The organism is Rhizobium aouanii (assembly GCF_037002925.1).
GTDB lineage: Bacteria > Pseudomonadota > Alphaproteobacteria > Rhizobiales > Rhizobiaceae > Rhizobium > Rhizobium aouanii.
Genome location: NZ_JBAMYD010000007.1, coordinates 290253 through 315363, shown reverse-complemented (window position 1 = coordinate 315363; position 25111 = coordinate 290253). Strand labels below are relative to the sequence as shown.

General features: G+C 61.3%; 24 protein-coding genes. 13 read left to right on the top strand and 11 right to left on the bottom strand.

The window, feature by feature from the left end; all coding sequences use genetic code 11:
- Positions 1–223: 223 nt before the first annotated feature.
- The 3 genes from V8P77_RS15140 to V8P77_RS15130 all read left to right on the top strand — a co-directional run bounded on the left by V8P77_RS15140 (position 224) and on the right by V8P77_RS15130 (position 1988).
- A complete protein-coding gene (locus tag V8P77_RS15140) occupies positions 224–943 on the top strand; it encodes a tellurite resistance TerB family protein (protein ID WP_131664449.1) in 720 nt (239 codons plus the stop codon).
- 146 nt (positions 944–1089) lie between these two features.
- The gene (locus V8P77_RS15135; RefSeq protein WP_335913169.1) at positions 1090–1785 is read left to right on the top strand and encodes a GNAT family N-acetyltransferase; all 696 of its coding nucleotides are present in this window, start codon (positions 1090–1092) and stop codon (positions 1783–1785) included.
- The gene (locus V8P77_RS15130; protein ID WP_027667816.1) at positions 1782–1988 is read left to right on the top strand and encodes a hypothetical protein; all 207 of its coding nucleotides are present in this window, start codon (positions 1782–1784) and stop codon (positions 1986–1988) included. Before V8P77_RS15135 ends, V8P77_RS15130 begins: the two co-directional genes overlap by 4 nt.
- 1 nt (position 1989) lies before the next feature.
- On the opposite strand, the gene V8P77_RS15125 is transcribed toward V8P77_RS15130, so the two are convergent.
- The 3 genes from V8P77_RS15125 to V8P77_RS15115 form a co-directional block, all read right to left on the bottom strand.
- On the bottom strand, positions 1990–3066 hold the full coding sequence (locus V8P77_RS15125) for a nickel/cobalt transporter (RefSeq protein WP_335913168.1): 1077 nt from the start codon (positions 3064–3066) through the stop codon (positions 1990–1992).
- Complete coding sequence (locus V8P77_RS15120; RefSeq protein ID WP_335913167.1) at positions 3060–3701, bottom strand: DUF1007 family protein; 642 nt, start codon at positions 3699–3701, stop codon at positions 3060–3062. The genes V8P77_RS15125 and V8P77_RS15120 overlap by 7 nt, the downstream gene beginning before the upstream one ends.
- Before the next feature lie 139 nt (positions 3702–3840).
- Positions 3841–4734 carry a LysR family transcriptional regulator gene (locus V8P77_RS15115; protein WP_335913166.1) on the bottom strand — a complete coding sequence of 298 codons (894 nt, stop codon included), beginning with the start codon at positions 4732–4734 and terminating at the stop codon, positions 3841–3843.
- A gap of 527 nt (positions 4735–5261) precedes the next feature.
- Here V8P77_RS15115 and odc2 point away from each other — a divergent pair.
- The 4 genes from odc2 to V8P77_RS15095 all read left to right on the top strand — a co-directional run bounded on the left by odc2 (position 5262) and on the right by V8P77_RS15095 (position 9693).
- Positions 5262–6395: an ornithine/lysine decarboxylase gene (gene odc2 / locus V8P77_RS15110; protein WP_003542992.1), complete on the top strand. Its 1134-nt coding sequence runs from the start codon at positions 5262–5264 to the stop codon at positions 6393–6395.
- Between the two features lie 94 nt (positions 6396–6489).
- Positions 6490–7080: a GNAT family N-acetyltransferase gene (locus tag V8P77_RS15105; protein WP_335913165.1), complete on the top strand. Its 591-nt coding sequence runs from the start codon at positions 6490–6492 to the stop codon at positions 7078–7080.
- A gap of 270 nt (positions 7081–7350) precedes the next feature.
- Positions 7351–8379, top strand: coding sequence for a serine hydrolase domain-containing protein (locus V8P77_RS15100; RefSeq protein ID WP_335913178.1), 1029 nt, complete (start codon positions 7351–7353; stop codon positions 8377–8379).
- Between the two features lie 156 nt (positions 8380–8535).
- Entirely contained in the window at positions 8536–9693 is a 1158-nt protein-coding gene (locus V8P77_RS15095) for a GGDEF domain-containing protein (RefSeq protein WP_335913164.1), read from the top strand.
- A gap of 83 nt (positions 9694–9776) precedes the next feature.
- Here the strand turns inward: V8P77_RS15095 and cysE are convergent, their stop codons facing one another.
- The 5 genes from cysE to V8P77_RS15070 all read right to left on the bottom strand — a co-directional run bounded on the left by cysE (position 9777) and on the right by V8P77_RS15070 (position 14261).
- The gene (gene cysE, locus V8P77_RS15090; protein WP_335913163.1) at positions 9777–10595 is read right to left on the bottom strand and encodes a serine O-acetyltransferase; all 819 of its coding nucleotides are present in this window, start codon (positions 10593–10595) and stop codon (positions 9777–9779) included.
- A 120-nt stretch (positions 10596–10715) separates the two neighbouring features.
- Positions 10716–11213, bottom strand: a complete 498-nt coding sequence (locus tag V8P77_RS15085; protein WP_335913162.1) for a GNAT family N-acetyltransferase — start codon at positions 11211–11213, stop codon at positions 10716–10718.
- A 15-nt stretch (positions 11214–11228) separates the two neighbouring features.
- A complete protein-coding gene (locus tag V8P77_RS15080; protein WP_335913161.1) occupies positions 11229–12218 on the bottom strand; it encodes a WD40 repeat domain-containing protein in 990 nt (329 codons plus the stop codon).
- Positions 12218–13324 carry a CobW family GTP-binding protein gene (locus V8P77_RS15075; RefSeq protein ID WP_335913160.1) on the bottom strand — a complete coding sequence of 369 codons (1107 nt, stop codon included), beginning with the start codon at positions 13322–13324 and terminating at the stop codon, positions 12218–12220. Before V8P77_RS15075 ends, V8P77_RS15080 begins: the two co-directional genes overlap by 1 nt.
- A gap of 148 nt (positions 13325–13472) precedes the next feature.
- Positions 13473–14261 (bottom strand): creatininase family protein, encoded by a 789-nt coding sequence (locus V8P77_RS15070; protein WP_335913159.1) that lies wholly within the window; start codon positions 14259–14261, stop codon positions 13473–13475.
- Positions 14262–14346: 85 nt separating this feature from the next.
- On the opposite strand from V8P77_RS15070, the gene V8P77_RS15065 reads away from it, so the two are divergent.
- The 3 genes from V8P77_RS15065 to V8P77_RS15055 all read left to right on the top strand — a co-directional run bounded on the left by V8P77_RS15065 (position 14347) and on the right by V8P77_RS15055 (position 16985).
- Positions 14347–14859 carry a MarR family winged helix-turn-helix transcriptional regulator gene (locus V8P77_RS15065; RefSeq protein ID WP_025396056.1) on the top strand — a complete coding sequence of 171 codons (513 nt, stop codon included), beginning with the start codon at positions 14347–14349 and terminating at the stop codon, positions 14857–14859.
- A gap of 117 nt (positions 14860–14976) precedes the next feature.
- A complete protein-coding gene (locus V8P77_RS15060; RefSeq protein WP_003542973.1) occupies positions 14977–15999 on the top strand; it encodes a LacI family DNA-binding transcriptional regulator in 1023 nt (340 codons plus the stop codon).
- A 29-nt stretch (positions 16000–16028) separates the two neighbouring features.
- Complete coding sequence (locus tag V8P77_RS15055) at positions 16029–16985, top strand: 2-hydroxyacid dehydrogenase (RefSeq protein ID WP_335913158.1); 957 nt, start codon at positions 16029–16031, stop codon at positions 16983–16985.
- A gap of 60 nt (positions 16986–17045) precedes the next feature.
- On the opposite strand, the gene V8P77_RS15050 is transcribed toward V8P77_RS15055, so the two are convergent.
- Positions 17046–17825, bottom strand: coding sequence for a gamma-glutamyl-gamma-aminobutyrate hydrolase family protein (locus tag V8P77_RS15050; protein ID WP_131664435.1), 780 nt, complete (start codon positions 17823–17825; stop codon positions 17046–17048).
- Positions 17826–18106: 281 nt separating this feature from the next.
- Here V8P77_RS15050 and V8P77_RS15045 point away from each other — a divergent pair, with 281 nt between their 5' ends.
- The gene (locus tag V8P77_RS15045; protein WP_003552852.1) at positions 18107–19213 is read left to right on the top strand and encodes a TRAP transporter substrate-binding protein; all 1107 of its coding nucleotides are present in this window, start codon (positions 18107–18109) and stop codon (positions 19211–19213) included.
- 76 nt (positions 19214–19289) lie between these two features.
- Here the strand turns inward: V8P77_RS15045 and V8P77_RS15040 are convergent, their stop codons facing one another.
- Entirely contained in the window at positions 19290–20780 is a 1491-nt protein-coding gene (locus V8P77_RS15040) for a TRAP transporter large permease (protein ID WP_335913157.1), read from the bottom strand.
- 21 nt (positions 20781–20801) lie between these two features.
- The gene (locus tag V8P77_RS15035) at positions 20802–21341 is read right to left on the bottom strand and encodes a TRAP transporter small permease subunit (RefSeq protein ID WP_335913156.1); all 540 of its coding nucleotides are present in this window, start codon (positions 21339–21341) and stop codon (positions 20802–20804) included.
- Between the two features lie 329 nt (positions 21342–21670).
- On the opposite strand from V8P77_RS15035, the gene V8P77_RS15030 reads away from it, so the two are divergent.
- Positions 21671–23974 (top strand): putative bifunctional diguanylate cyclase/phosphodiesterase, encoded by a 2304-nt coding sequence (locus tag V8P77_RS15030; RefSeq protein ID WP_335913155.1) that lies wholly within the window; start codon positions 21671–21673, stop codon positions 23972–23974.
- A 146-nt stretch (positions 23975–24120) separates the two neighbouring features.
- Positions 24121–24873, top strand: coding sequence for an N-acyl amino acid synthase FeeM domain-containing protein (locus tag V8P77_RS15025; RefSeq protein WP_335913154.1), 753 nt, complete (start codon positions 24121–24123; stop codon positions 24871–24873).
- Positions 24874–25111 lie beyond the last annotated feature (238 nt).

Below are 25111 nucleotides of genomic sequence, written 5' to 3'. Positions count from 1 at the left end.
ACATCTCCCCCACAAGGGGGGAGATCGGCAGGAGGCCAGCTCTTTCTCCCGATCCGCCGCTTGAGCCAATTGTTTGAGGAAACCCTCACGCCGAGCCAATCTCCCTCCTTGTGGGGGAGATGCCCGGCAGGGCAGAGGGGGGTGGCAACTCGGCACGCCGCATTTGTATTTCACCCGTCGCAAACCTATGTTCCCTCCAGCTTCAACAGGGAGATGACGAGGAATGTTCGACGCAAAAAAGCTTCTCGACCAGTTCTTGGGTTCGCAGGTTCCGGGTCTCGGCGGCTCGGTCCGCGACAGGGCGGGTGATGCCGTTCAGACGGCCAGGAACAATCCGATGAAGACCGGCGCCATTGCTGCTGCGCTGCTCGGCACCAAGACCGGCCGCAGTATTGCCGGCAATGCACTGGCGATCGGCGGTCTTGCCGCGATTGCCGGCCTCGGTTACCAAGCCTACAAGAATTACCAGGCCGGACAGGCCCCCGCTGCCCCTTCCGATGCACCGTCCGCCAATAATCCGGTGCTTCTGCCGCCGCCTGCCGAATCCGGTTTCGGGCCGACGTCGCCTGCCGGCAGCAATGAATTCGCCCTGGTGCTGATCCGCGCGATGATTGCCGCCGCCAAGGCCGACGGCCATATCGACGATGCGGAACGCGCCCTCATCATGGAGAGGGTCAAGGCCGCCGATGTTAGCGGCGAGGCTGCGGCCTTCATCGAGCATGAACTCGCCTCGCCGACGGATATCGATGCGCTCGTGGCCGCCGCGGTGACGGAAGAACAGCGCGTCGAGCTCTACACCGCCTCGCGGCTCACCATCGAGCCGGATTCACGCGCCGAGCGCGGTTATCTCGACCTGCTCGCAGGTCGCCTCGGTCTCGCCGACCAGCTGGTCGACCATATCGAGGCGACGGTATCCTCCGCCAAGGTGACCTTGTCACAGTGACAGCTAAAGCATGTCGCGCAAAAGTGTGCAGCGCTTTTGCGACAACGACATGCGTTGGAAATAAGGACCTAAAGCGCGACGCGCTTTAGGTCGGTTGCCTTTGTCGGGTGGCTGGCCTATCCACTCTTCCGAAAAGGGGAGTGAACATGCGCGATCTTGCAAATTTCAAGGGCTGCCCGGCGCCGAAGCCGGTGACGCTGAAGGGCCGTTTCGTCACTGTCGAGCCCTATCGGCGCGCGGAACATCTCGAGGCGCTGTGGGACGGGCTCGGCGGCATGGGCATCAACCCGCTGCTTCTCTATTTCGCCCAGGACGATTTCTCCGATATCGACGATTTCGCCAACTGGCTGGAAACCGTCAATACCAAGTCCGGCTGGCTCACCCATATCTTCCGCGACAACGCCACCGGCAAGATTGTCGGCATGGCGAACTATATGCGCGCCGACCCGGCAAACGGCGTCGTCGAGATCGGCGGAGTGGCGCACGGGGCCGAGATGAAGCGGTCGCCGCTTTCGACCGAAGCGCATTACCTGATGGCCAAGCACGTCTTCGAGGACCTCGGCTACCGCCGCTACGAATGGAAATGCGACAATAAGAACGAGGCGAGCAAGACGACGGCCGCGCGTTACGGCTTCAGCTTCGAAGGGGTCTTCCGCCAGCATATGATCTCCAAGCATCGCAACCGCGACACCGCGTGGTTCTCAATGATCGATGCCGAATGGCCGGTGATCAACGATGCCTTCGAAGCCTGGCTTTCGCCCGGGAATTTCGACGCCGAGGGCAACCAGATCCGCTGCCTGCAGGATATCCGCGCCGATCTCGAAAAGGAAAGGCTCGTATGAGCCCGGAAAGCCGCTCGCAGGCGACCGCCGCCGCCGTCATCCTGCTTAGCGCTGCTCTCGTCATCTATTTCCTGCCGACCATCGTGCTGTGGATCGGCAATTTCTCGCCGACGCTGGCGATCGTCGTCGGCGTCTGCCTGATCATGGCGTTTTTCGCAGTCTTCTGGCTGCGGGCGCGTTACCAGCGCGGCCGGGGAAAGTAATTTATCCCTGCAGCGAGGCTCCGAGCAGCAGGGCGCCCATCAGCATGACGAGCACGGCGCCGAGAATTTCGATGGCATTGCCGACGCAGATCGAGGCGGTCGAGCCGCGTCCGGAGAGGCGGACGGCCGCACTCTTGGCAGTGACGGCAAGTGTGGCAAGCAGGGAAACGGTGATCGCCGTGCCGAGCGACATGGCGGCGACCGAAAGCGCGCCGCCGAGATAGAGGCCGTTCAAGAGCGAGAAGGTCATGACCAGCAGGGCGCCGGAGCAGGGGCGCAAGCCGACGGCAACGATCGCCGACCAGGCCTCGCGGACGCTGAACCTGTCGCCGCCGAGCAGGGCCGGATCGGGCACATGGGCATTGCCGCAGGTCTCGCAGACCATGCCAGGAACGAAGGTGTGACCGGCTTCGACCGCCTGCGCTTTGCCGCTGAAGGCGTAGGCCTGGCGTTCGGCGGCATTGTCCTTCCAGTCGAGCATCATGCTGACCGGGCCTGCCGGCGTCGCCATCAGCCGGCGGCGCGGCATATTGCCCGCCATCGAGCGCAGTTTTCGAAACAGCAGCCAGCCGCCGAACAGGATGACCATGACGAAGCTTGCGATCTCCATTGCGTGGGTCGCCATCGTCAGCGTGATGCCGGTGCCGCGCAGCACCAGCCAGGCGCCGCCGACCAGCGCTACCGCCACCACGCCCTGGATGAAGGCCGAAATGAAGGAAATCATCACGCCGCGCTTCAGCTCGATCTCGTTGGCAATCATATAGGAGGAGATGACCGCCTTGCCGTGGCCCGGGCCGGCGGCATGGAAGACGCCGTAGGCGAAGGAGAGGCCGATCAGCGATGCCAGCTGCCACGGGTCTTGGCGCATCGCCTTCAAGGCGCCGGTCAGCGCCCGATAGAAGGCCTGCTGTTCATAGTTCACATAGAGCAAAAGCGGTGCGAACGGCCCGCCGGTCGGCTGGAAGCTCGGCTCTGCCGTGCCGATGCCGAGCGGCGACTGCGCATGGGCGAGGCCTGCAGCCGTTACCAGCGCAAGGATTGCAGCGGGAAGGATGAGGGACAGGCGTTTCGTCAGCATGTGACCTCCAGCCGGGTGGCGAAGAGTTTGGACATGTTGGTGCCGGTTGGATCGTTGAAGAAAGCGTCCGTCAGCGACTGTTTGTTTTCCGATATCACCTGGTCGGCATCGGGCCGCACCACCTGTTGTTTGCAGGCTTTGAAGCCGTCTCCGACGATCGCCAGCTCACCGTCGGTGGGAAAGTCGATCGATGTGTAGAGCGTCGGGTCATAGACGCCGAAGCTGAGCCTGCCCTTGAGCGGCATCTTCTCCACCGGCTTCACCGCAAAGAACATCAGCAACTGACCGTCCTTGTAGTCGACATGGATGATGTCGGGCTTCTGGACGGTGATGTTCTTCCCGTTGATTGTCAGGTTCATGTAGTAATCGTAGTCGGCAAGCGACTGCTTCACAGTCTTTCCGACCTCAGCGAGCTCGTTCGGCTCCAGCTTCAGGTCGGTGTTCTTGTCGAAATCCATGACGACGGAGGAGGAGAAGACCTCGTCGAAGCGCCAGACATTGCGCAGCTCCTCGACACTGCCGTCCTTGCCGGCCACGACCTCGAGGCGCGCTTCCACGAAGATGTGCGGATGGGCAAAGGCGGCGGCCGGCGCCAGCGAAAGAAGCGCCGCCATCAGTATCGTCGAATGTTTCATCTATTCCGCTGCTCTGTTCGGTGACCCTGACTTCTTGCCAGAAATTGGGACGGAATTGGGACGGGCTTCATAGCGGATCCCCGATCGTCGCCGTCCGATCGTCTCAGCCATGTGGATCAACATGGAACCTGGTGTCGCATCATGGGTGCTTCTTGAACCAGTTGTGCAGGTAATCGACGAAAATCCTCACCTTGGCCGGCAGGTAGCGCCGGTGCGGGTAAACGGCATAGATGCCGCGGTCGGTGGGGATGTAATCGTTGAACAACGTTACCAGTTCGCCGCTCTCGATTGGCTTGCGGGCGATGAAATCCGGGATGAAGGCTACGCCGATGCCGGCCAGTGCTGCGCGTAATGTCGCATGCGGGCTGTTCACCTCTATCGGTCCGGAAACGGCAACTGCGAACGAGGTGTTGTCAGGATTGTGGAAGCGGATGCTCGCCTGGGTGCGGGCATTGGTATCGACGATGAAGGGGACGCTGGAAAGGGCCGTCGGATGATCGAGATCGGGATGACGCTCGAGAAAATCGGGGGTGGCGCAGATATGGATGCGGAAATCCGAGATCTTGCGGGCGATCATGCCGGAATCCTCGAGCTTGGTGATGCGGATCGCCACGTCGAAGCCTTCCTCGATCAGATCGACGAACCGGTCGTCGGCGGCGATCTCCAGCGAAAGGTCCGGATTCTCCTTGGCGAAATCGATCAGCGACTGGCCGACATCGGCATCGACGAAGGTGCGCGGCACCGAGATGCGCAGCCGTCCCTTGAGCTGCGCATTGTTCTCACGCACGAGATCGGCGAGGTTGTCGATCTCCTTCAAGATATCGGAGGCGGTGCGGTAATAGGTATGGCCGGCCTCGGTCATCGAGAACTGCCGGGTGGTGCGGTTGAGCAGCAGGGCGCCGAGCTCGTCTTCCAATTCGCGCACATATTTGGAGAGCAGCGCCTTGGAGCGACCGGTGCGCCGTGCCGCGGCGGAGAAGCCTTCGGCCTCGACGACATCGATGAAAGCGCGTATGCGGGTCAAGGTATCCATGGCACCCCTCGGGTTGTTTCGGAATGTTGAACAAATTGGCTTGACTTGTTCAATAATTTTTTTGGACCGAGATCAAAAAATCGCTTGATTATGAAGGCGAATATTCTTATTTCCCACTCAGCCCAAAGTCGCACGTGCCCATGGGTGTCCGCCGAACCCTCGAATTGGTGAGGAAATCGGTAAGGTACCTGGAATTAACCCCTCCAGTCGCTATTCCGGCCAACCGGAAAATGCGAGGACGCCTGAAGCAACGACGGTGCGGGCCTTTTTGTTCTCTCCCTGCTTTCCATCAGCGGGGGTTACTGAAGAGGCACACCATCATTGCCGGAAGTGCGGTTGGGATTCTCCCTCCAATCCATGGCAGACAAAGCCGAACTTACACCGCATCGCGGCGTTGGTTCACTATCTGCGCATCGAGCGCTTGCTATGGTTCCGGGGTCTCCACCGGCTGGTTCCAATGCGAGCTATCGTATGCCCTTTGTCCTCCGGTTCATGCCGGAGCTCTGGAATTGGAAGAGGGAATCGATATGACCACCCAGCGCATCCGCGACTTTCTCGCAACCCGACGTCCCGATGGTCCCTGCCTCGTGGTTGACCTCGACGTCGTTCGCGACAATTTCCACGCCTTCCGTCACGCCATGCCGGACAGCGCCATCTATTACGCCGTCAAGGCCAACCCGGCTCCCGAAGTGCTGAAGCTGCTTGCAGGCCTCGGCTCCAATTTCGATTGTGCATCCGTTGCCGAAATCGAAATGGCGCTCGAAGCCGGTGCGACCGCCGCCCGCATCTCCTATGGCAACACGATCAAGAAGGAACGTGACGTTGCCCGTGCGCATGCGCTCGGCGTCAGCCTCTTTGCCGTCGACAGCCACGAGGAAGTCGAGAAGATCTCGCGCGCCGCTCCCGGCGCCCGTGTCTTCTGCCGCGTGCTCACGGATGGCGAAGGCGCCGAATGGCCGCTGTCGCGCAAGTTCGGCTGCGTTCCGCAGATGGCTGTCGACGTTCTCGTCTACGCCCATCAGCTTGGCCTGCAGTCCTATGGCGTCTCTTTCCATGTCGGTTCGCAGATGACCAAGGTCGATGCCTGGGATTCGGCCCTCGCCGATGCCAAGCGCGTCTTCGTATCGCTTGCCAAGCAGGGCATCCACCTGCAGATGGTCAACATGGGCGGCGGCTTCCCGACCAAGTACCTGCGTGACGTTCCGTCCGCAGAAGCTTACGGCAAGTCGATCTACCAGGCGCTACGCACGCATTTCGGCAACCAGATCCCGCAGACGATCATCGAGCCGGGCCGCGGCATGGTCGGCAATGCCGGTGTCATCAAGGCGGAAGTCGTTCTGATTTCGAAGAAGTCGGACAATGACGATGCCCGCTGGGTCTTCCTCGACATCGGCAAGTTCGGCGGTCTCGCCGAGACGATGGACGAAGCCATCCGCTATCCGATCCGCACGGAACACGACGGCGACGAGATGGAGCCCTGTGTCATTGCCGGTCCGACCTGCGATTCGGCCGACGTGCTCTACGAGAAGAACCTCTATCCGTTGCCGATCTCCCTTTCGATCGGCGACGAGGTCCTGATCGAAGGCACCGGCGCCTATACGACGACCTATTCGGCGGTCGCTTTCAACGGTTTCGACCCGTTGAAGGCCTACGTCATCTAAGGTCGTTTCCGCCGGCCCCGTAACCAGCCGGGGCGGCAACTTCACAATTTTCCTTCATCGCCGCTGATAACGGTATTGGGTACGGGAGGCCAAGATGGCCGCTGTTCTTGATTCTGTCCGCGCATTCTTTGCGCCCACCCCTTTCGCCATCGACGCCGAAAATCCCTCGGATGTCGTTGCGCGTGAAAACCTGCTCGACCGCGTCATGGGTCCGGATCGCCGCAAGAAGTCGTCGGAGAAGATTCGCCGCAACCGCGTCCCGGCCGAGGGCCTTGCGCTCGTCGCGCGTGATCGCGACGGCCATGTCATCGGCTCGGTGCGGCTCTGGAACATCGAGGCCGGCGTCAATGACGAAGGCACGCCGATCAATGCGCTGCTGCTCGGGCCGCTCGCCGTTGCGCCCCATCAGGGCGGCAAGGGCATCGGCTCGGCGCTAATGCGCGCGGCGATTCTCGAAGCGAAGAAGCGCGGGCACGGTGCCGTCCTGCTCGTCGGCGATGCTGGCTATTACGAGCGCTTCGGCTTCTTTGCCGAAAAGGCTCGCCATCTTGTCATGCCGGGTCCGTTCGAACGCTCGCGCTTTCTGGCGCTCGAGCTCACGGAAGGCTGGCTTGACGGCGCGGCCGGCATGATCGTTCCCTCGGGACGCATGCTGGCCAGCGCGTCGGTTCGCCGCGCAGCCTAGAACGGGATTGGGCCGGGTCGGCCTCAAACGACGCGCGGAGCCGTAAGGCTGCGCCGACCGGCCGGCCAAGTTGGGAATTTTCCCCCCGGCTGGTAATATCCGCGCCGTTTGACCACGCAGGCAGGCGGGCCTGGTGTGGTTGCGGCGCGGATTGTCTTTCTGGCGGGTGAAGCGGCGCGGTCGTTAGCTCCCCGACACACGGAAACACAATCGCGTGAAATGGGTCGCCGGCACGCGAACATATCGCGGCGATATCCTATCTTGCGTCGCATGATCCGCCTTCTTTCCCTTCTGCTTTTCTTCTGCCTGCCGCTTGCCGCAACGGGACCGGCGACTGCTCAGAGCACGGCTTCCGGCGTCGGCGGGCTTGGCCCGCGTCTCGATCGCGTGGCGAGCGACCCCGCGATGAGGCCTCTCAAGACGGTGATTGTCGCGCGCGACGGACGCGTGCTCAGCGAACGTGGGTTCCATGGTCATTTGCCCTCGGAGTCGACCAATATCAAATCCGCTTCGAAGTCGATCATCTCAGCGCTGGTCGGTATCGCCATCGACAAAGGCCTGCTGACGGGGCCGGACCAGAAGATCGCGCCGATCCTGAAGGCCGATCTTCCGGCAGCACCAGACCCGCGCATCAACGACATCACCATCGGCAATCTTCTCTCCATGCAGGCTGGGCTCGATCGCATGTCGGGGGCGAACTACGGCCGCTGGGTCTCCTCGCGCAACTGGGTGCGCTTTGCGCTGTCGCAGCCTTTCGTCGATCAGCCCGGTGGCGAGATGCTCTATTCCACCGCATCCACGCATTTGCTGTCGGCCATTCTCACCAAGGTCGGCCGGCGGCCGACGCTGGTGTTGGCGCGCGAATGGCTGGGTCCTGTCGAAGGTTTCCGCATCGGTGCATGGGAGCGCGATCCGCAGGGCATCTATCTCGGCGGCAATCAGATGGCGATGAGCGCGCGGTCCCTGCTTGCCTTCGGCGAACTCTACCGCAACGGCGGCAAGATCGCCGACGGCCGCCAGATCGTCCCTGCCGACTGGATCGCCCAGTCGTGGCAGCAGCGCACCAACTCGCGCTTCTCCGGCGATGAATATGGCTATGGCTGGTTCACGCGGCAGATCGGCGGCGAGCAAGTGCATTTCGCCTGGGGTTACGGCGGGCAGATGCTCTACATCGTGCCGTCGCTGGATCTCACTGTCGTTATGACCTCGGAAGAGAGCGGTCCGTCTGCCCGAAACGGCTACAGGGACTTGCTGCACGGCCTGTTGGCGGACATCATCGGCTCGGTGCGGGCCGCTTGACGACAGCGCCGCGCGTCTTTCAGACGCGCCAAGGCTGCTGTAGGATTTTGAATTATGCAGCAGGGAAAAACCCACGATCGTTAAATTCTTAGCGAAGGCTCCAATCAAACCGCAAAACGCTTCCTGTAAGTTCCGCGAGAATTTCGGGAAAGCGCCATGCTGCTGGATCTCAGGACGATCTATTTCATTGTTGCCGTGAGCTGTTTCGTGCTGGGCATTCTCCAGCTTGCAGCCTATGCGACCGGCCGCTTCGAGAGGTGGCCGCTCTGGTGGGGCTTGAGCAACCTTCTTGTCGGCGTCGGGTCTTTCCTCGTCGCGTTGCGCAATCTCGTTCCCACCTCCGTCTCGATCGACGGCGGCAATATCGTCACCATCGCCGGCTATATGCTGATGTTCTTTGCCGTGCGCGTGTTTTCGGGACGAGCGCTCGACCAGCGCACTTTCTGGCTTGCCACCTTGCTCGTCAGCGTTCCTGTCGTTCTCATCGTCAGCGATCCATCGGCAGTCTCGGCGAGGCTCCTCTACGTCTCCGTCATCTGCTGCCTCTGCGATCTTGCCGTTGCAAGGGAGGCGATCAGCATTGTCCGGTGCGAGAGGCTTTATTCCGCAGCCTTGCTTGTCGGCCTCTACGCCTGCACTGCCGCGATCTTTGCGGTTCGCAGCATTCTCGCGGCGGCCGGTGAGATCGGTGGGCCGGATCCTTTCGGCGGCAGTGCAATTCACAGTTGGATGGCGGTATCGGCGGTCGCGTTCATCATGCTGCGCAGCATGGCGATGGTGCTGATGGCCGCCGAGCGCAGCCGAAATCAGCTGACCGAACTCGCTCACCACGATCCGCTGACCGGCGCGCTTAATCGCGGCGGCCTTGCCCAGCATCTGCCCGCCCTTGGCTCCCAGCCGGTATCGCTGCTGATCATCGATATCGATCACTTCAAGCAATTGAACGACAGGCATGGCCATGCCGCAGGTGACGACATTCTGCGGCTTTTCGCCGGCGTTGCGAGAGGCATCATGCGCTCCGACGACCTGCTCGCCCGTCAAGGTGGAGATGAATTCCTGGCGGTGCTGAAAAACGTTTCCCTGAAGGAAGCGATGGCGATTGCCGAGGGCATCCGTCTCGCCTTCGCCGGCGCCGTCATGCAGCGGCCGGATCTGGCCGTCTTTCCAACGCTGAGCATCGGCGTTACCGCGCGCGCGGAAAGCGGCGGAGATTTTGAACGGTTGATGCAGAAGGCCGATGAGGCGCTTTATCGTTCGAAGCGCGAGGGCCGCAACCGGGTGGAAGCCTTCGGGGAAAATCAGCAGGCTGCGTAGGAACGGGGCTCGAAACGCCTCTATCTTTTTGCCTTTGCGCAATTCCGGGCGCAGAGCCGCTGTGCACTTTTGCTGGAATTGCTCTAGATATTCTGGTCCATCGTCTCGGCCGGAATTTCGTCGGCGCGGTGGATGCGCACGACCGTTGCCGGCACGCCGGCAACCGTGCAATGCGTGGGGACCGATTTGAGCACCACGCTGCCGGCGGCGATCTTGCTGAAGGCGCCGATTTCGATATTGCCGAGGATCTTGGCGCCCGCGCCGATCATCACGCCGTGGCGGATCTTCGGGTGGCGGTCGCCGGTCTCCTTGCCGGTGCCGCCGAGCGTGACGTTCTGCAGGATAGACACTTCATCCTCGATGACAGCCGTTTCGCCGATGACGATGCCCGAACCGTGGTCGAGCATGATGGATGCGCCGATCCGTGCCGCCGGATGGATATCCGGGCCGAAGACCAGCGAAACGAGATTGGCGAGCCAACTGGCGATCTCCGGACGGCCGGCGATCCAGAGCGCATGGGCGATGCGATGCGTCTCAAGCGCATGAAAGCCCTTCAGATTGAGAAGTGCGTGCAGAAATGTCGTGCAGGCCGGATCGCGCTCGCGCACGGCGATGAGATCGGCCTCGACCTTGCGCATGATATCGTCATCAAGTGTGGACAGGATGAGATCGAACAGATCACCCGTTTCCACCTGCGCTACGGAGAGCCGCGCGGCCAGCACGCGGGCGATGATCTCATCGTTGTTGGCAGTGTCCGTTACCTGAGCGGCAAGCAGCTGCCTCAATATCGGCTCGCGCGCGGCGAACTCAGCCGCCTCGGCGCGGATCACGGTCCAGACGGACGCGTCGGCCAAAGGCTGCGGCTGTTGCTCGGCCAAACCGAGGCGGGTCGATTTCGACATTTCCGTTTCCTCTGTCAGCCACGGCAGCGCAAAGCGCTTCCTGCTCGTGGTTTATGTTTCGCCCGGGCACGGCATTTGGCAAGCCCCGATATCCTACGGCCTTGGGTCCGATAGTATATTCTAGCCACCGGATGGCTGCAGGCGAAGTGTCCGCTCCGGAAGCCGGCGCCAATGATAGAGCACATCAGGCTCCCGCTCTTCGTTGTCGGCGCCATCGGTCTCCTTCTCGGCGGTAAAACCGTGCCGTTCGTAGAAGCTGCGAGCGCCTGCATTACGCCTAAACGTCCAGAGCCTGATCTCGTTCATCTCCTCCTTGGCGCAGCCGAGGAGTGAAGAGCCGATGCCCATGCCCTGGAAACCGGGGAGAACGTAAAGCTGCTCGATCCAGTTGTCGCCATAGGCGATGACACCGACGAGCTGGTTGCCCATGGCGGCGCCGAGGATGGAGCAATCCGGCAGCAGATGCATGCGCCAGTACTGCTCCTCTTGCTCAGGCGTATGCAGATCAGGCAGCCAGGGCAGCCGTTGCCACAGGGCGACGCGCCTGATTCCGGCCGCGGCTTGCATGTGATCGGCGGTGAGCGCCATGATTTCGGGTTTCATCAGGGCGTCGTCCATTGCCGGCAACGGGCCTCAAGCCGAAATGTCGATGACGCCGCAATCGCCGGCCTCGGAGCCGAAGGCGAGCAGCTTGCCGTTTTTGCTCCAGCTCATCGCCGTGATCGCGCCCTTGCCGGGGCGGCGCAGCAGCGCTTCCTTGCTGTCGGCGATGCGCACGGCCAGGATCATGCCGTCGATGAAGCCGATGGCGAGGATATCCTCGAGCGGATGGAACTTCACCGCGGTCGCCATGATATTGGCGCGCGTGCCGAGCTCCAGCGGCGCCTTGCCCATCGGTCCGTCCTTGCCCTGGAAGGGCCAGACGATTGCCGCGGGCGCGCCTGAAGACGCGAGCCACTTGCCCTTGACCGACCAGGAGAGTGATTTCACCTTGGAGGGGTAGCCGGTCATGCGCATGTGGCGGGCTTCGGTGCCGGGCTTGATGTCGAGCTTCCAGCCGTGCAATGCGTTTTCCTGCATCGAGGTGACGAGGAAATTACCATCAGGCGAGAAGGTGACGCCGGTATGCGCACCCTTCCATTCCAGATCGATAGGCTTGGCATTCATGCCGATCCAGTGCAGCGACACACCGTTGTAACGCGCGGCCGCGATGCGCAGGCCCTTCGGTGCAAAGGCAAGGCCTTCGACCGTGCGCTCTTCGGGGAATTCCTTGGTCGTGCCGTCGGCAAGGCACACCAGCGAACTCTTGCCGTAGGAATAGGCAACGGCGCCCTGCGGGCCGGCTGCCACCTGCGAAATCCACTTGCGCGGCGCGGTCGCGATCTCGCTGACGCTGCCGTCGGCGGCAATGCGCAGCACCTTGCCGTCCTCGCCGCCCGAAATCAGGCTCTCGCTGTAGGGATCGCGGATCGCGGTGAGCATGCCTTGGTGGGCTTCGGAAACCCTGTCGCCGCCGTCCAGCCGGTGGAATGTGCCGTTTGCGCTTGCGAAGAAGGGAACATCACCTAAAAATTCGACGGCCAGAACGTGGCCGTCGAGATCAAGCGGTGCAACTGTCGGCATCAGGCGGCTGCCTCGCAGGCCTTGAAGGAGGTTTCGAGCTTCTCGCGGTCGAGTTCGCGGCCGATGAAGACGAGACGGCTCTCGTGCTTTTCACCTTCCTTCCACGGCCGCTGATGGTCGCCCTCGATGATCATGTGCACACCCTGAACGACGTAACGCTCGGGATCGTCCTTGAAGGCGATGATGCCCTTGAGACGCAGAATATTCGGCCCCTGCGTCTGGGTGATCTTCTGGATCCAGGGGAAGAAGCGCTCCGGGTTCATCTCGCCCCCGCGCAGCGACACCGACTGCACCGTCACATCGTGGATCGCCGACATCGCGCCATGATGATGATTGTGGTGATGGTCGTGACCGTGCTCATCATGCTGATGACCGTGATGATCATGGTCATGATGGTGGTGGTCGTGATCGCAATCGGGGCCGCAGACATGGTCGTCATGGCCGTGCTCCAGGAAATGCGGATCGTTTTCGAGCGCGCGCTCCAGGTTGAAGGCGCCCTGATCGAGCACGCGGGCGAGGTCGACGCCGGAGCGGCTGGTCTTGTAGACGCGGGCAGCCGGGTTGATGGCGCGGACGATATCCTCGATCACATCAAGTTCTTCCGGGGTCACCAGGTCGCTCTTGTTGATGATGACGACGTCGGCGAAGGCGATCTGGTCTTCGGCCTCGCGGCTGTCCTTCAGGCGCAGCGGCAGGTGCTTGGCATCGACGAGGGCGACGACGGCGTCGAGCTCGGTTTTGGCGCGCACATCGTCATCCATGAAGAACGTCTGGGCGACCGGCACCGGATCGGCAAGGCCGGTCGTTTCGACGATGATGCCGTCGAAGCGGCCGGGGCGGCGCATCAGGCCTTCGACGACGCGGATCAGGTCGCCGCGCACCGTGCAGCAGACGCAGCCGTTGTTCATCTCGTAGATTTCTTCGTCCGACTCGACGATCAGGTCGTTGTCGATGCCGATTTCGCCGAATTCATTGACGATGACCGCATATTTCTTGCCGTGATTTTCGGAGAGAATGCGGTTGAGCAACGTCGTCTTGCCGGCGCCGAGATAACCGGTGAGCACGGTAACGGGAATGGGCTTCTGGGTGGAGATCGCGTCGGTCATGAGAACCTCTAGGATTAGGCGTGCGGCCGAACGGCTTGGGATCGGCTGCTTGAACGGTTGGTCTCATATAATGGCATGGGCACGGCAGTTCAAAGGATTTTATAATGTTATAAGATCACATCATCTGGCCGGTGCAGACGATCGGTATTTACCGCAACTGCCTGATGTCAAAAGCATCGACATCGCTCAGCAATTCCACCAGTCCTTTTACCGCATGGGCAATCAGCGCCTCGCCTTTCTCTGCCGTCGCAGCTGCGGCGTTGCCCGCCACGCCTTGCCTGTTGAGATCCGACATCTTCCATCCGAAGGCGTGCGGCCCGTAGGCGCGCAGATGTTTGAAGCGTTGGGCGAATTCCGTCTGTCGCGAGGAAAAGTCCGCCGCCTTCGCCATATCAACCTTGTCGGGATGAAGCGCCAGCATCACCGAGGTCTCGACATCGCCGCCATGGATGCCGATCGCCTTTTCCTCCGGCGTGACCACCCCATCCGGCACGCCGAAACGGGTCCAGCTCGTCGCCACTGCCAGCATGGCAAAGCGGACCCGCGCCTCGGTCGCGACGATTGATATAACGGGCGAATTGCCGCCATGGGCGTTTAGCATCACGAATTTGCGGATGCCCCGCTTTGCCAGCCCCTCGGCGATGCCGAGCCAGCGGTTTACCGCGTCGTCGAAGGCAAGCGTCTTCGTTCCTTCAATATCCATATGCTCTATGGAATAGCCGACAGATTCGGCGGGCAGGAAGGTGACCGGCAGGCCGGCGGACAGGGCTATCTCCAATCTCCCGACGATGCCTTCGGCAATCAGGGTGTCGGTTTCGAAGGGCAGGTGAGGGCCGTGCTGTTCATGGGCGCCGAGCGGCAACACGGCGATCAGATGGCGCCCGTCAGGTGCAAAGGCCGGGTTGCTGTCCTCGAAGCGCGGCGAAGGCGTCATCATCCGGTCGTTGCCTCTTGTTTATGACGAGATCCTGAGCAATGTCATATCGCAGCGGCGTCGGGGCTTAAAGATCAAAGGGATGGCTATGGGAAAGAAGCACAAGGATGGCAAAAAGAACAAGTCCAAGAAGAAGGACCAGACCGAGTATACGCTCGTCGATCTCTCCCCGGCTCTGACCCAGGCGGCGCGTTCCATGCGGACGGTGCTTTCGCGCAACCTGCTTGAAAGCGGCCTCTATGCCGGCCAGGACGGCGTCATTCTCTCGCTTGCCGAGAGCGACGGCATGACGGCCGGCGGCCTTGCCCAGAAGCTCGGCGTCAAGGCGCCGACGATGACGCGTACGATCGGCCGCATGGAGGCGCAGGGCTTTCTCGAGCGCAAGCCCGATGCGGAAGATGCGCGGCTCACCAAGGTCTATCTCACCGAACTCGGCCGCGGCAGCGTGCAGGGGATCGAGATGGCGGCCTCGGCCTGCGACAGGCTGGCGACGCAGGAGTTCTCCGAGAAGGAAATTCGCAATCTCGTCCGCTTGCTGAAGGCGATCGATGCCAATCTGCAGGCCGAAGCCATTCATATCGAAGAACCGGACGAAGACTGAAATTTCCCTGAAAGACGAATTGCTTCCACCGATTAAATCTTTTAATTAAACATTTTAAGGGCCGCGCCGGTTTGCTGGCGGGGTCTTGCTGCGTACGTGCTGCCTGGAGGAGGACACGTGGTCCAGAAGATCAAGCTTTCGACAATCGCCGAAACGCTCGGCATTTCAACGGCGACCGTATCGCTTGCCTTACGCGACAGTCCGCTCGTTGCCGGCAATACCCGGGAGAAGATCAAGGAACAGGCGCGCGCGCTCGGCTATATCTACAATCGCCGTGCCGCCAGCCTTCGGACCTCGCGCTCCGGCATCATCGGCGTCGTCGTGCACGACATCATGAACCCCTTCTACGGGGAGATCCTGAAGGCGATCGAAAGCGAGCTCGATCGTAGCCGCCACACTTTCATCCTTTCCAACCATTACGACAATGTCGAAAAGCAGCGCACCTTCATCGAGACGTTGCTGCAGCTCGGCGGCGACGGCGTCATCATGTCGCCGGCGATCGGTACACCGCCGGAGGACGTGCAACTGGCGGAAGACAACGGCATGCCGGCGATCCTGGTCGCGCGCTCGATGGAAGGGCAGGATCTGCCGACCTATCGCGGCGACGACAGCTACGGTATCTCGCTTGCCACCAACCACCTGATCGGCCTCGGTCATCGCTCGATCGCCATGATCGGCGGCACCGACCAGACATCCACCGGCCGCGATCGCTACCAGGGCTATGTCAATTCGCTGCGCAAGGCCGGCATCGAGGTCGATCCGAACCTGCGCATCCCCGGTCCGCGCTCGAAACAGGGCGGTTTCGAAGCTGCAGTGCATTTCCTTTCGCTGCCGCAGAAGCCGACGGCAGCCGTCTGCTGGAACGATCTCGTGGCGATCGGCCTGATGAACGGCATTGCGCGCGCCGGCCTGGTGCCGGGACGCGATATCTCCGTCACCGGCTACGACGATCTCGAGGAGGCCTCGATCGCTACGCCTGCGCTAACGACCGTCTGGAACGGTCAGGCCGAGGTCGGGCGCCTGGCCGCCCGGGCGCTGCTCGATCGCCTTGCCGGCAGCCATGAGCCTGACGGTATGCATCTGATCAAGCCGGAAATGCGCATTCGCCAGTCCACCAGTCCCCATCGGCCGCGCGCCTGAACCAAGACCACCATCAAAGAGGAAAAGCCATGTCCCGCATCGCCATTCTCGTTCCTGGGAAGATACACGACCGTGTTCTCGAAAGGTTGAAGGATCGTTTTGAGATTATCGCCGTCCCGCGCGAGGAGGCGCTTGCGCTTGACGGCGAGATTGCCGGCCGCATCCGCGGCGTCGCCGTGTCCGGTTCCTTCCCGGGCGCCTGGATGGACCAGCTGCCGCATGCCGAAGTGATCGCCAATTTCGGTGTCGGTTATGACGGCGTCGATGTGAAACATGCCGCAGAAAAAGGCATTGTCGTCACCAATACGCCTGATGTGCTGAACGACGAGGTCGCCGATACGGCGATCGGCTTGCTGCTGAACACGGTCCGCGAATTGCCGCGGGCCGAAGCCTGGCTGCGCGCGGGCAACTGGAAGCCGGGCACGGCCTATCCGCTGTCACGCTTCTCGCTCAAGGGCCGGCATGTCGGGCTTTACGGCCTTGGCCGTATCGGCCTCGAAATTGCCAAGCGGCTGGAGCCGTTCAAGGTGAAGATCAGTTATCACACACGTTCGCGCCATGCCGATGTATCCTATGATTATCACCCGACGCTGAAGGGGTTGGCGGAAGCGGTGGATACGCTGATTGCCATCGTTCCGAAGACGCCGCAGACGCACAAGACGATCGATGCCGATATTCTGGCAGCACTCGGCCCTGACGGCATTCTCGTCAATGTCGGCCGCGGCTGGACGGTGGACGAGGAGGCGCTGAGTGTGGCGCTTGCTTCCGGCGCGCTCGGTGCTGCCGGTCTCGACGTCTTCTATGAAGAGCCGACCGTGCCGGCCGACCTGCTGGAACCGACCAATGCCGTGCTGCTGCCGCATGTCGCCTCCGCGTCCGTGCCTACACGCAATGCGATGGCCGATCTCGTCGCCGACAATCTCATTGCCTGGTTCGAGAAGGGTGCGGCGCTGACGCCGGTGCCGGAGACGCCGCGAAAGACTTAGGCTGGCTCCGCGGACGATGCTTGCCGAGTAACAGACTAGCGCTTCGCGGGCGCCGCGCCGTCAGGCGATCGCCTGCGCGGGGATCATCGGCAGCTTGGCGGCGGCATAGCTGCGGACGGCGTCGCCGAAAGCGGCGAACAGCTGGTTCGAAGACTTGTCGGTTTCAGCCCAATATTCCGGATGCCATTGCACGCCGACGGCAAAGGCCTTGGCGTCGATGACGGAAACGGCCTCCACCGTGCCGTCTTCGGCGATCGCTTCCACCTGCAGGCGTGGGGCGGTTCTGGCGATTGCCTGGCGATGCAGGGAATTCACGCGGATCTCGCCCGGACCGAGAATGCCTGCGATGCAGGAGCCTTCCTTGACGTGGACGGTCTGGCGAATGGCGTACATGCCGTCCCGGTCAACGCCTTCCGGCCGGCGGTGGTCCGAGATGCCGGGTTGTTCCTGGATCTCGCTTGCCAGCGAGCCGCCAAGGGCGACGTTTAGTTCCTGGATGCCGCGGCAGATGGCAAGCAGCGGGACGGCGCGGTCGATGGCGCGGCGGATGAGCGGCAGGCTGGTGGCGTCGCGGGCGGGGTCGAACGGGCCGTGCTTGTCATTCACCTCGGCACCGTAGAGCGAGGGATGAACATTGCTGGCCGAGCCGGACACCAGCAGACCGTCGACGCGGTCGAGGATCGCATCGGTATCGTAGCCTTCCTCGAAGGCCGGGATCATGAAGGCCATGACGCCGGCGGCATTCAATGCGGCACGCAGATATTGATGCTGCACGGCATGCCAGGTCGCGCCGTCGAAGCTGCGGATATCGGCAGGAATGGCAACGATCGGTTTCGTCATATCAGCCCCGGTGAAATCTTATGCTTGCCGTTTCTGCCGCCAAAACGGCCGTCAAGTCAACGCTTGGCTGCATCGGGTGGCCAAATTTCGGCGGAAGCGGCGCCTTGTACCGCTAAGCCGCTGATTCTGATGGATACGTGCGGGCTGCCTTATTGCCGTCTTGATGCCAAAGGCTAATAGACTAAAGCTTGAATCGCGGCCCCCGCCATGCTTAGGTTTGCCCTTGCTGCGGGTAGGGGTGAAGATCGCCCGCGCAGTACCATCTATACGGGAGGTTTTTGATGGATCGTCGTTCGTTTTTCAAGAAGGCGGGAACCGCCGGCGCCGGTGCGGTTGCCGCAACGGCATTGGCAGCGCCTGCGATCGCGCAGGAGAATCCGAAGATCGCGTGGCGCATGACGTCGTCGTTTCCGAAGAGCTTGGATACGATCTATGGCGGAGCCGAGGATATCGCCAAGCATGTTGCCGCCGCGACGGACGGCAATTTCACGATCCAGCCCTTTGCGGCCGGTGAAATCGTGCCCGGCCTGCAGGCTGTCGATGCGGTTGCCGCCGGTACGGTCGAGGCAGCCCACACCACCTCCTATTATTTCGTCGGCAAGGACCCGACCTACGCCATCGGAACGGCCATCCCGTTCGGATTGAACAGCCGCCTGACCAATGCCTGGTACTATGAAGGCAACGGCAACAAGCTGATGAACGAGTTTTATGCCACGCAGGGCATGTATGCGCTGCCGGCCGGCAATACCGGTGCGCAGATGGGGGGCTGGTTCCGCAAGGAAATCAATACGCTCGATGACCTCAAGGGCGTCAAGATGCGCATTGCCGGCCTTGCCGGCCGCGTCATGGAGAAGGTCGGCGTCATCCCGCAGCAGATCGCCGGCGGCGATATCTACCCGGCGCTGGAAAAAGGTACGATCGATGCGGCGGAATTCGTCGGCCCCTATGACGACCTGAAGCTCGGCTTCCACAAGGTGGCGAAGTATTACTATTATCCGGGCTGGTGGGAAGGTGGCCCGACCGTGCATGGATTTTTCAATCTCGAAAAGTGGAGCAGCTTGCCCAAGCATTATCAGGCGGCGCTGACCGACGCCTGCGCCTTTGCCAACACCAACATGCTGGCGAAGTACGACACGAAGAACCCAACCGCGCTGAAGCAGCTCGTCGCGGAGGGCGCGACGCTGCGCCCGTTCAGCCAGGAGATCATGGAAGCCTGCTTCCAGGCAGCCACGGGCATCTACAGCGAAATCTCGGGCACGAACCAGTATTTCAAGAAGATTTACGACGACCAGACCGCCTTCAAGCGGGACGCCTATCTCTGGATGCAGCTGTCGGAATACACCTTCGATACGTTCATGATGATTCAGCAGCGGGCCGGAAAGCTTTAAGCTCTCCGCCGTCGACGCTTCAGACGAGCGCAAAACCCCGGATCTCCATCCGGGGTTTTGTTATTGCTGGACTAGTCTATTTGGCCGGTGGCGGCGGTGCTCCCGGCAGGCCGTTCAGCGGCGGCAGGGTCAGGCCTGGGATCTGCGGCGAGCCATTGCCGCCGCCCAGCGGCGGCAGGCCGAGCTGGCCGCCGAAGCCCGGGACTTCGATCTTGATCGAGTTCGGGTCGACCTTCGGGCCGCGGTCCAGCCAATAGGTGACCGATTGCGGCCAAAAGATCACGATCGCTACCAGGATCAGCTGCATGCCGACCCAGGGAAGAGCGCCCATGTAGATATCCGAGGTCTTGACGTCGCGGCTGGCGATCGAGCGCAGGTAGAAAAGCGCGAAGCCGAAGGGCGGATGCATGAAACTCGTTTGCATGTTGACGCAGATCAAGACGCCGAACCAGATCAGGTCGATGCCGAGACTGGAGGCGACGGGTGCGAGCATCGGAATGACGATGAAGGCGATCTCGAAGAAATCGAGGAAGAAGGCGAGCACGAAGATGAAGATGTTGACGAAGATCAGGAAACCGACCGGCCCGCCGGGAATGCCCGACAGCATGTGCTCGATCCAGCGCGAGCCGTCCATGCCCTGGAAGACCAAGCTGAAACAGGTGGAGCCGATCAGGATCATCACCACCATGGATGTGATGTGCGTGGTCGATGACATGGCTTCGCGGATCAGCGGCCAGGTGAGGCGGCGATTCATGGCGGCAAGCACAATGGCGCCGACGACGCCGAGCGCGCCTGCTTCCGTCGGCGTTGCAAGGCCCATGAAGATCGTGCCGAGCACGAGGAAGATCAGCACGATGGAGGGGACCATGCCCATCAGCACCTTCACGAGCAGAGCCCAGTTGAAATCGCCGCGCACCTCTTTCGGCAGCGGCGGCATCGATTTCGGCCGGATAATCGACATCACCAGGATGAAGAGCACGAAGATCGTCACCTGCAGGATCGAGGGGCCGATCGCGCCCAGATACATGTCACCGACCGACCTGCCGAGTTGATCGGCGAGGACGACGAGCACGAGCGAGGGCGGGATCACCTGGGTGATCGTGCCCGAGGCGGCGATGACGCCGGTGGCAAGGCGCGGGTTGTAGCCGTAGCGCAGCATGATCGGCAGCGAAATCACCCCCATGGTGATCACCGAGGCGGCCACCGTGCCGGTGATCGCGCCGAGCACGGCGCCGACGAGGATCACGGCATAGGCGAGGCCCCCGGGTATGCCGCCGAAGAGCTTGCCGGTGCCTTCGAGCAGATCCTCGGCCAGCCCGCAGCGCTCCAGCACCGCGCCCATGAAGGTGAAGAAGGGGATGGCGAGCAGGAGGTCGTTGGAAAGGATGCCGAAGAAGCGCGGCGGCAGCGCTTGTAACCAGACCGCGCCGAAATGGCCGGTGACGATGCCGATAATGCCGAAGAACAGGCCGACGGCGGCAAGCGAAAAGGCGACCGGAAATCCGTAGAGCATGAAGATGACCATGCCCACGAACATGGCCGGCGGGATGAAGCCGAAATCAAACAAATCCGTGTCTCCCAGCCCGCCTTACTGCAGCGGCTTTTCGTATTTCGTGTCGATGCTGATGTGGCCGGTGAGGGCTGCGATCCGCTTGACCAGTTCCGAGAGACCCTGAAGGGAGAGCAGCGCGAAGCCGGCGACCAGGATCAGTTTGACGGGCCAGCGGATCAGCCCGCCGGCATTGCCCGATATTTCCCCTTGCCGGTAGGACAGTGCGAAGAAGGGCCAGCAGACCCAGGTGAGGAAGACGCAGACGGGGATCAGGAAGAGAATGAGGCCGACGACGTCGATCCAGATCTTCGCCCTGTCGGAAACCGAACCATAGATCAGATCGACGCGGACATGCTCATTGTTGCGCAGCGCATGCGAGGCGCCGAGCATGACGACGAAGGCGAAGAGATACCACTGGATCTCCAACCAGCCGTTCGAACTGTAGTTGAAGGCATAACGGACGATGGCGTTACCGGCGCTGATGAGACAGCAGAACAGCACCATATATTCGGAAAGTTTGCCCATGAACTGACTGATCGAATCGATCAGCCGGCTTGCGGCCAGAAGTACCGACATTCGCCTCCCCTTATTCTTGCCCCACCGGTCTTCCGGCAGCTTTTCCTTCTTGCAATCGATGTAGACCACGGCCTTTGAAATTGGAAGGATAAATGCCTCGCGTCGGAGTATAGTCTTAGGCGCGGAGGTCGGACCCCATGGCCGTCAAATATTTCAACAACCCAGGCGTGGATAAATTATTCCATTAATCTCGCCGGTAGGATGCATTAACTCGCGTAGGCTGTGCGGTTCATCCTATGGTTTTAGAAAATTTGACCAAATGTTTGATTCCATTGAAATCAATTTTTAAAGGGTTGGGCTTAGAATTCCCGCGCACAGGGAAAGTATGGATGAAGCCAGATAACCCGAATAGGGTCCCAATAGATGTGTATCTGTCGTTTGTGAGTTCCCTCTCCGGGAATCGCATGACGCTTCTTGTTGGCGTGATTGTACATGTTGCAACGTGCCTTGCCGTGGCTGCCAAGACACAATACTCCATCTACATCCTGCTGTCGGTCGCCTTCCTTCTGGTCTTCGGCGCTCGCATGGCCATCTTCCGGCAGTTCGATCGTGTCGACAAGCAGAGCCTGTCGCACGCCGGAATTGAACGTTGGGAGCGGATTCTCGTTGCCACTGGAGCCTGCACCACCGCGCTCCTCGGCATCGCCAGCGGCTACGCCATCTTCGTCGTGCGCGATTCCTTTGCGGAGCTTGCCTGCATTTCCGTCACCATGGCGACCATGGTTTCCGTCGTCGGCCGCAACTACGGCTCGCGCTTCGCAGTCGACCTCCAGACGTTCTTCTGCTGCCTGCCGATGATCGTCTGCAGCCTGCTGGTGCTGGATTTCTATCGCGGCGTGCTGTCGATCTTCCTCATTCCTTTCTGGCTGACGACGCGGGCCATGGCGAACGGCGTGCGCGAGTTTCTCTATGAGAACGTCATTGCGCGCCGGGAAATCACTATCATTGCCGACCGTTTCGATACGGCGCTCAACAACATGCCGCACGGCCTCGTCATGGTCGATGCCGAAAACCGCATCCAGGTGGTCAATCGCAAGGCCTGCGAGCTTCTGAAGATCGGTGCGCCGGAGCGGCTGAAGGACCGCGACCTCGGCGCCGTGCTGCGCTACGGCGCGCGCTACAGCTTCATGGATGCCTCGCAGCCGGAACTCATCCTGCGCCAGCTCACCCAGGTCGCCGAGGGCAGCCTGTCGCGCACGCTCATTCATTTTCCCGAGAGCCTGTCGCTCGAATTCTCCGCCAGCCGCAGGGCCGACGGCGGCGCCGTGCTGATCTTCGAGGACGTGTCAAGCCGGGTGAAGGCGGAGCAGAAGATCCTGCACATGGTGCGCTTCGACGCGCTGACCGGCCTGCCCAACCGGCAATATTTCGGCCAGTTGGTGCAGGAGTATTTTGCCAAGCATCCGAAGAAGAACGGGCCGCTCGGCTTCATGGTGCTCGATATCGACGAGTTCAAACATGTCAACGACATGCGCGGCCATGTGACCGGCGACCATCTGCTCTGCGCTATCGCCGCCCGCATCAAGCAGGCGTCCGGTAATGCCATCCTCGGCCGGCTGATGGGCGATCAGTTCATTCTGTTCTTCCCGCGTGCGAAGGAGCAGGCCTCGCTCGACCGCGAAATTCGCCGTGTTCATGCCGCGATCCAGGGTAACTACGAGGTCGACGAAGTGACTTTTCTCGTTTCGCTCAGCGCCGGCTACGCGATTCTCGAAAGCGACGCGTTCGCGATGGACGAATGGAGCGTCAAGGCGGATCTTGCCCTGTTCGAAAGCAAGTCGCGCTTCAAGGGCGGCATCTCAGGATTCGAGCGGGAGATGGACGGCCGCTATATCGAGCAACAGAAGCTGAAGGCGGATCTGCGCGACGCGGTCTCGGCGCAGGCGCTGCATCTCGTCTTCCAGCCGATGTTCCGGGCCGACGGCTCGCGGATCGAATGTGCCGAGGCCTTGGCGCGCTGGGTGCATCCGGAGAGGGGCTCGATCCCCCCCGATGTCTTCATCCGGCTCGCCGAAGATATGGGCATCATCTCCGACATCACCCGCTTCGTGCTGTTCAAGGCCTGCAGCGAATGCATGACCTGGCCCGAACATATCGCCGTTTCGGTCAACCTTTCGGCGCGGGATCTGCGCGATGCCGACATCCTTTCGGTGGTTGCCGAGGCGCTTGCCCATTCCGGCCTCGCCGCGGCACGACTGCATCTCGAAGTCACCGAGAGCTGCCTGATCGACGAGCCGGCGGCGGTGCGCGCCATCCTGGCGGAGCTCAGGTCCCGCGGCATCACCATTGCCATCGACGATTTCGGCACCGGTTTCTCCAGCCTCAGCTATCTCGACACGCTGCCGCTTGATATCGTCAAGATCGACCGGTCCTTCGTGCGCAACATCGTCGAGGATGCGCGCCGCCTCAAGCTCTTGCGCGGCACAGTCAATCTCGCCCGCGAACTGGGCCTGAAGATCGTCATCGAGGGGGTTGAGACCGAGGAGCAGCTGGCGCTGCTGAACAAGCACCGCAGCGCCGATCTCGTGCAGGGTTACGTTTTCTCGCGGCCGGTGCCTTCCCAGAACATCACGCTGCTACAAGAGGGCATCGGCCGCCGCACCGTCCAGCGCCGTCGCAACAAGGTCGCCTGAGCCGCCTGCAAGTGACTGGTTATCCCAGCCGAAAATCTTGCGCGCCGTTAACCTTAATAATTTAAATTCAACGCAAATTTTCAGATTTTCTTGCCTATATATCGGCGGCGTATGATTAATGATCCGTTAACGAGCGGATCGAGAGAATGTCAGACACACTTTTTACGCGTAGCGATTTCAGCAAGAAAATCCTGGAAATTCTAGATCACGTCGAATATCGCCGTGTCGAAAGCAGCGAAGACATGGAGGAGGTGGAGCGGCTGCGCTACAAGGCCTACAAGGCCCACGACGCGCTGTCGCTTGCCCCGGGAGGTCTATTGGACGATGTCGATTTCGACAGCCATGCCTATATCTTCGGTCTGTACTATTATGGTGAACTGGTCAGTACGATCCGACTTCACTATGTGACGCCGGAGCATCGTATCAGCCGGTCCGGAGAGGCCTTTCCCGAGGCGATGGATGAGCTTTTGGACGCCGGGCTGACCTTGATCGACCCAGCGCGTTTCGCGGCCGACCCGGAGTTCGCCGCCGATATGCCCTGGGTTCCCTATCTGACACTGAGACCCGCCATCGTTGCGGCAGCGTATTTCCGGGCTGACCGCGTTATTCAGTCCGTCCGGCCCCCGCATGCCGCCTTCTACAAACGGGTCTTCTATGCCGATACCATCGTGCCCGGCCGACTGGCGGAGAGTTACGGGGTTGACGTGACGCTGATGGCGACGAATGTGGTCGAGGTCGGGCGCAAGCTGTTGACGCGCTATCCCTTCTTCATCTCCAGCGCCAGCGAGCAGCGTATGATGTTTTCGCGCACTCCGAACGACACGCTGCCGCCGCTCACCATCATTCCGACGGCGCGTTTCGTGCCGCCAGGCGAACTTGGCACCGATCTGCCGCTGTGATTTTCCTTTCTCCGCGATAGAGTGGCGATGCCGGTCAGGGCAGATGAGGGGCGGGCGACAGACGAAGATGGTATCTGTCGCCGGACCTCCTTTCATCCGACCGTTGAGGTCGTCTTCTCGTCCGGATGAGGTCGCTGCGAGGCGTGCTTGCGGCATTCTCATGCATTGCGCTTTCGCCTGTCATTGTGTAATTCCTGCAGGAAGGGATTTCCCTCGCTCAGGCTAGGGAATCAAGCAG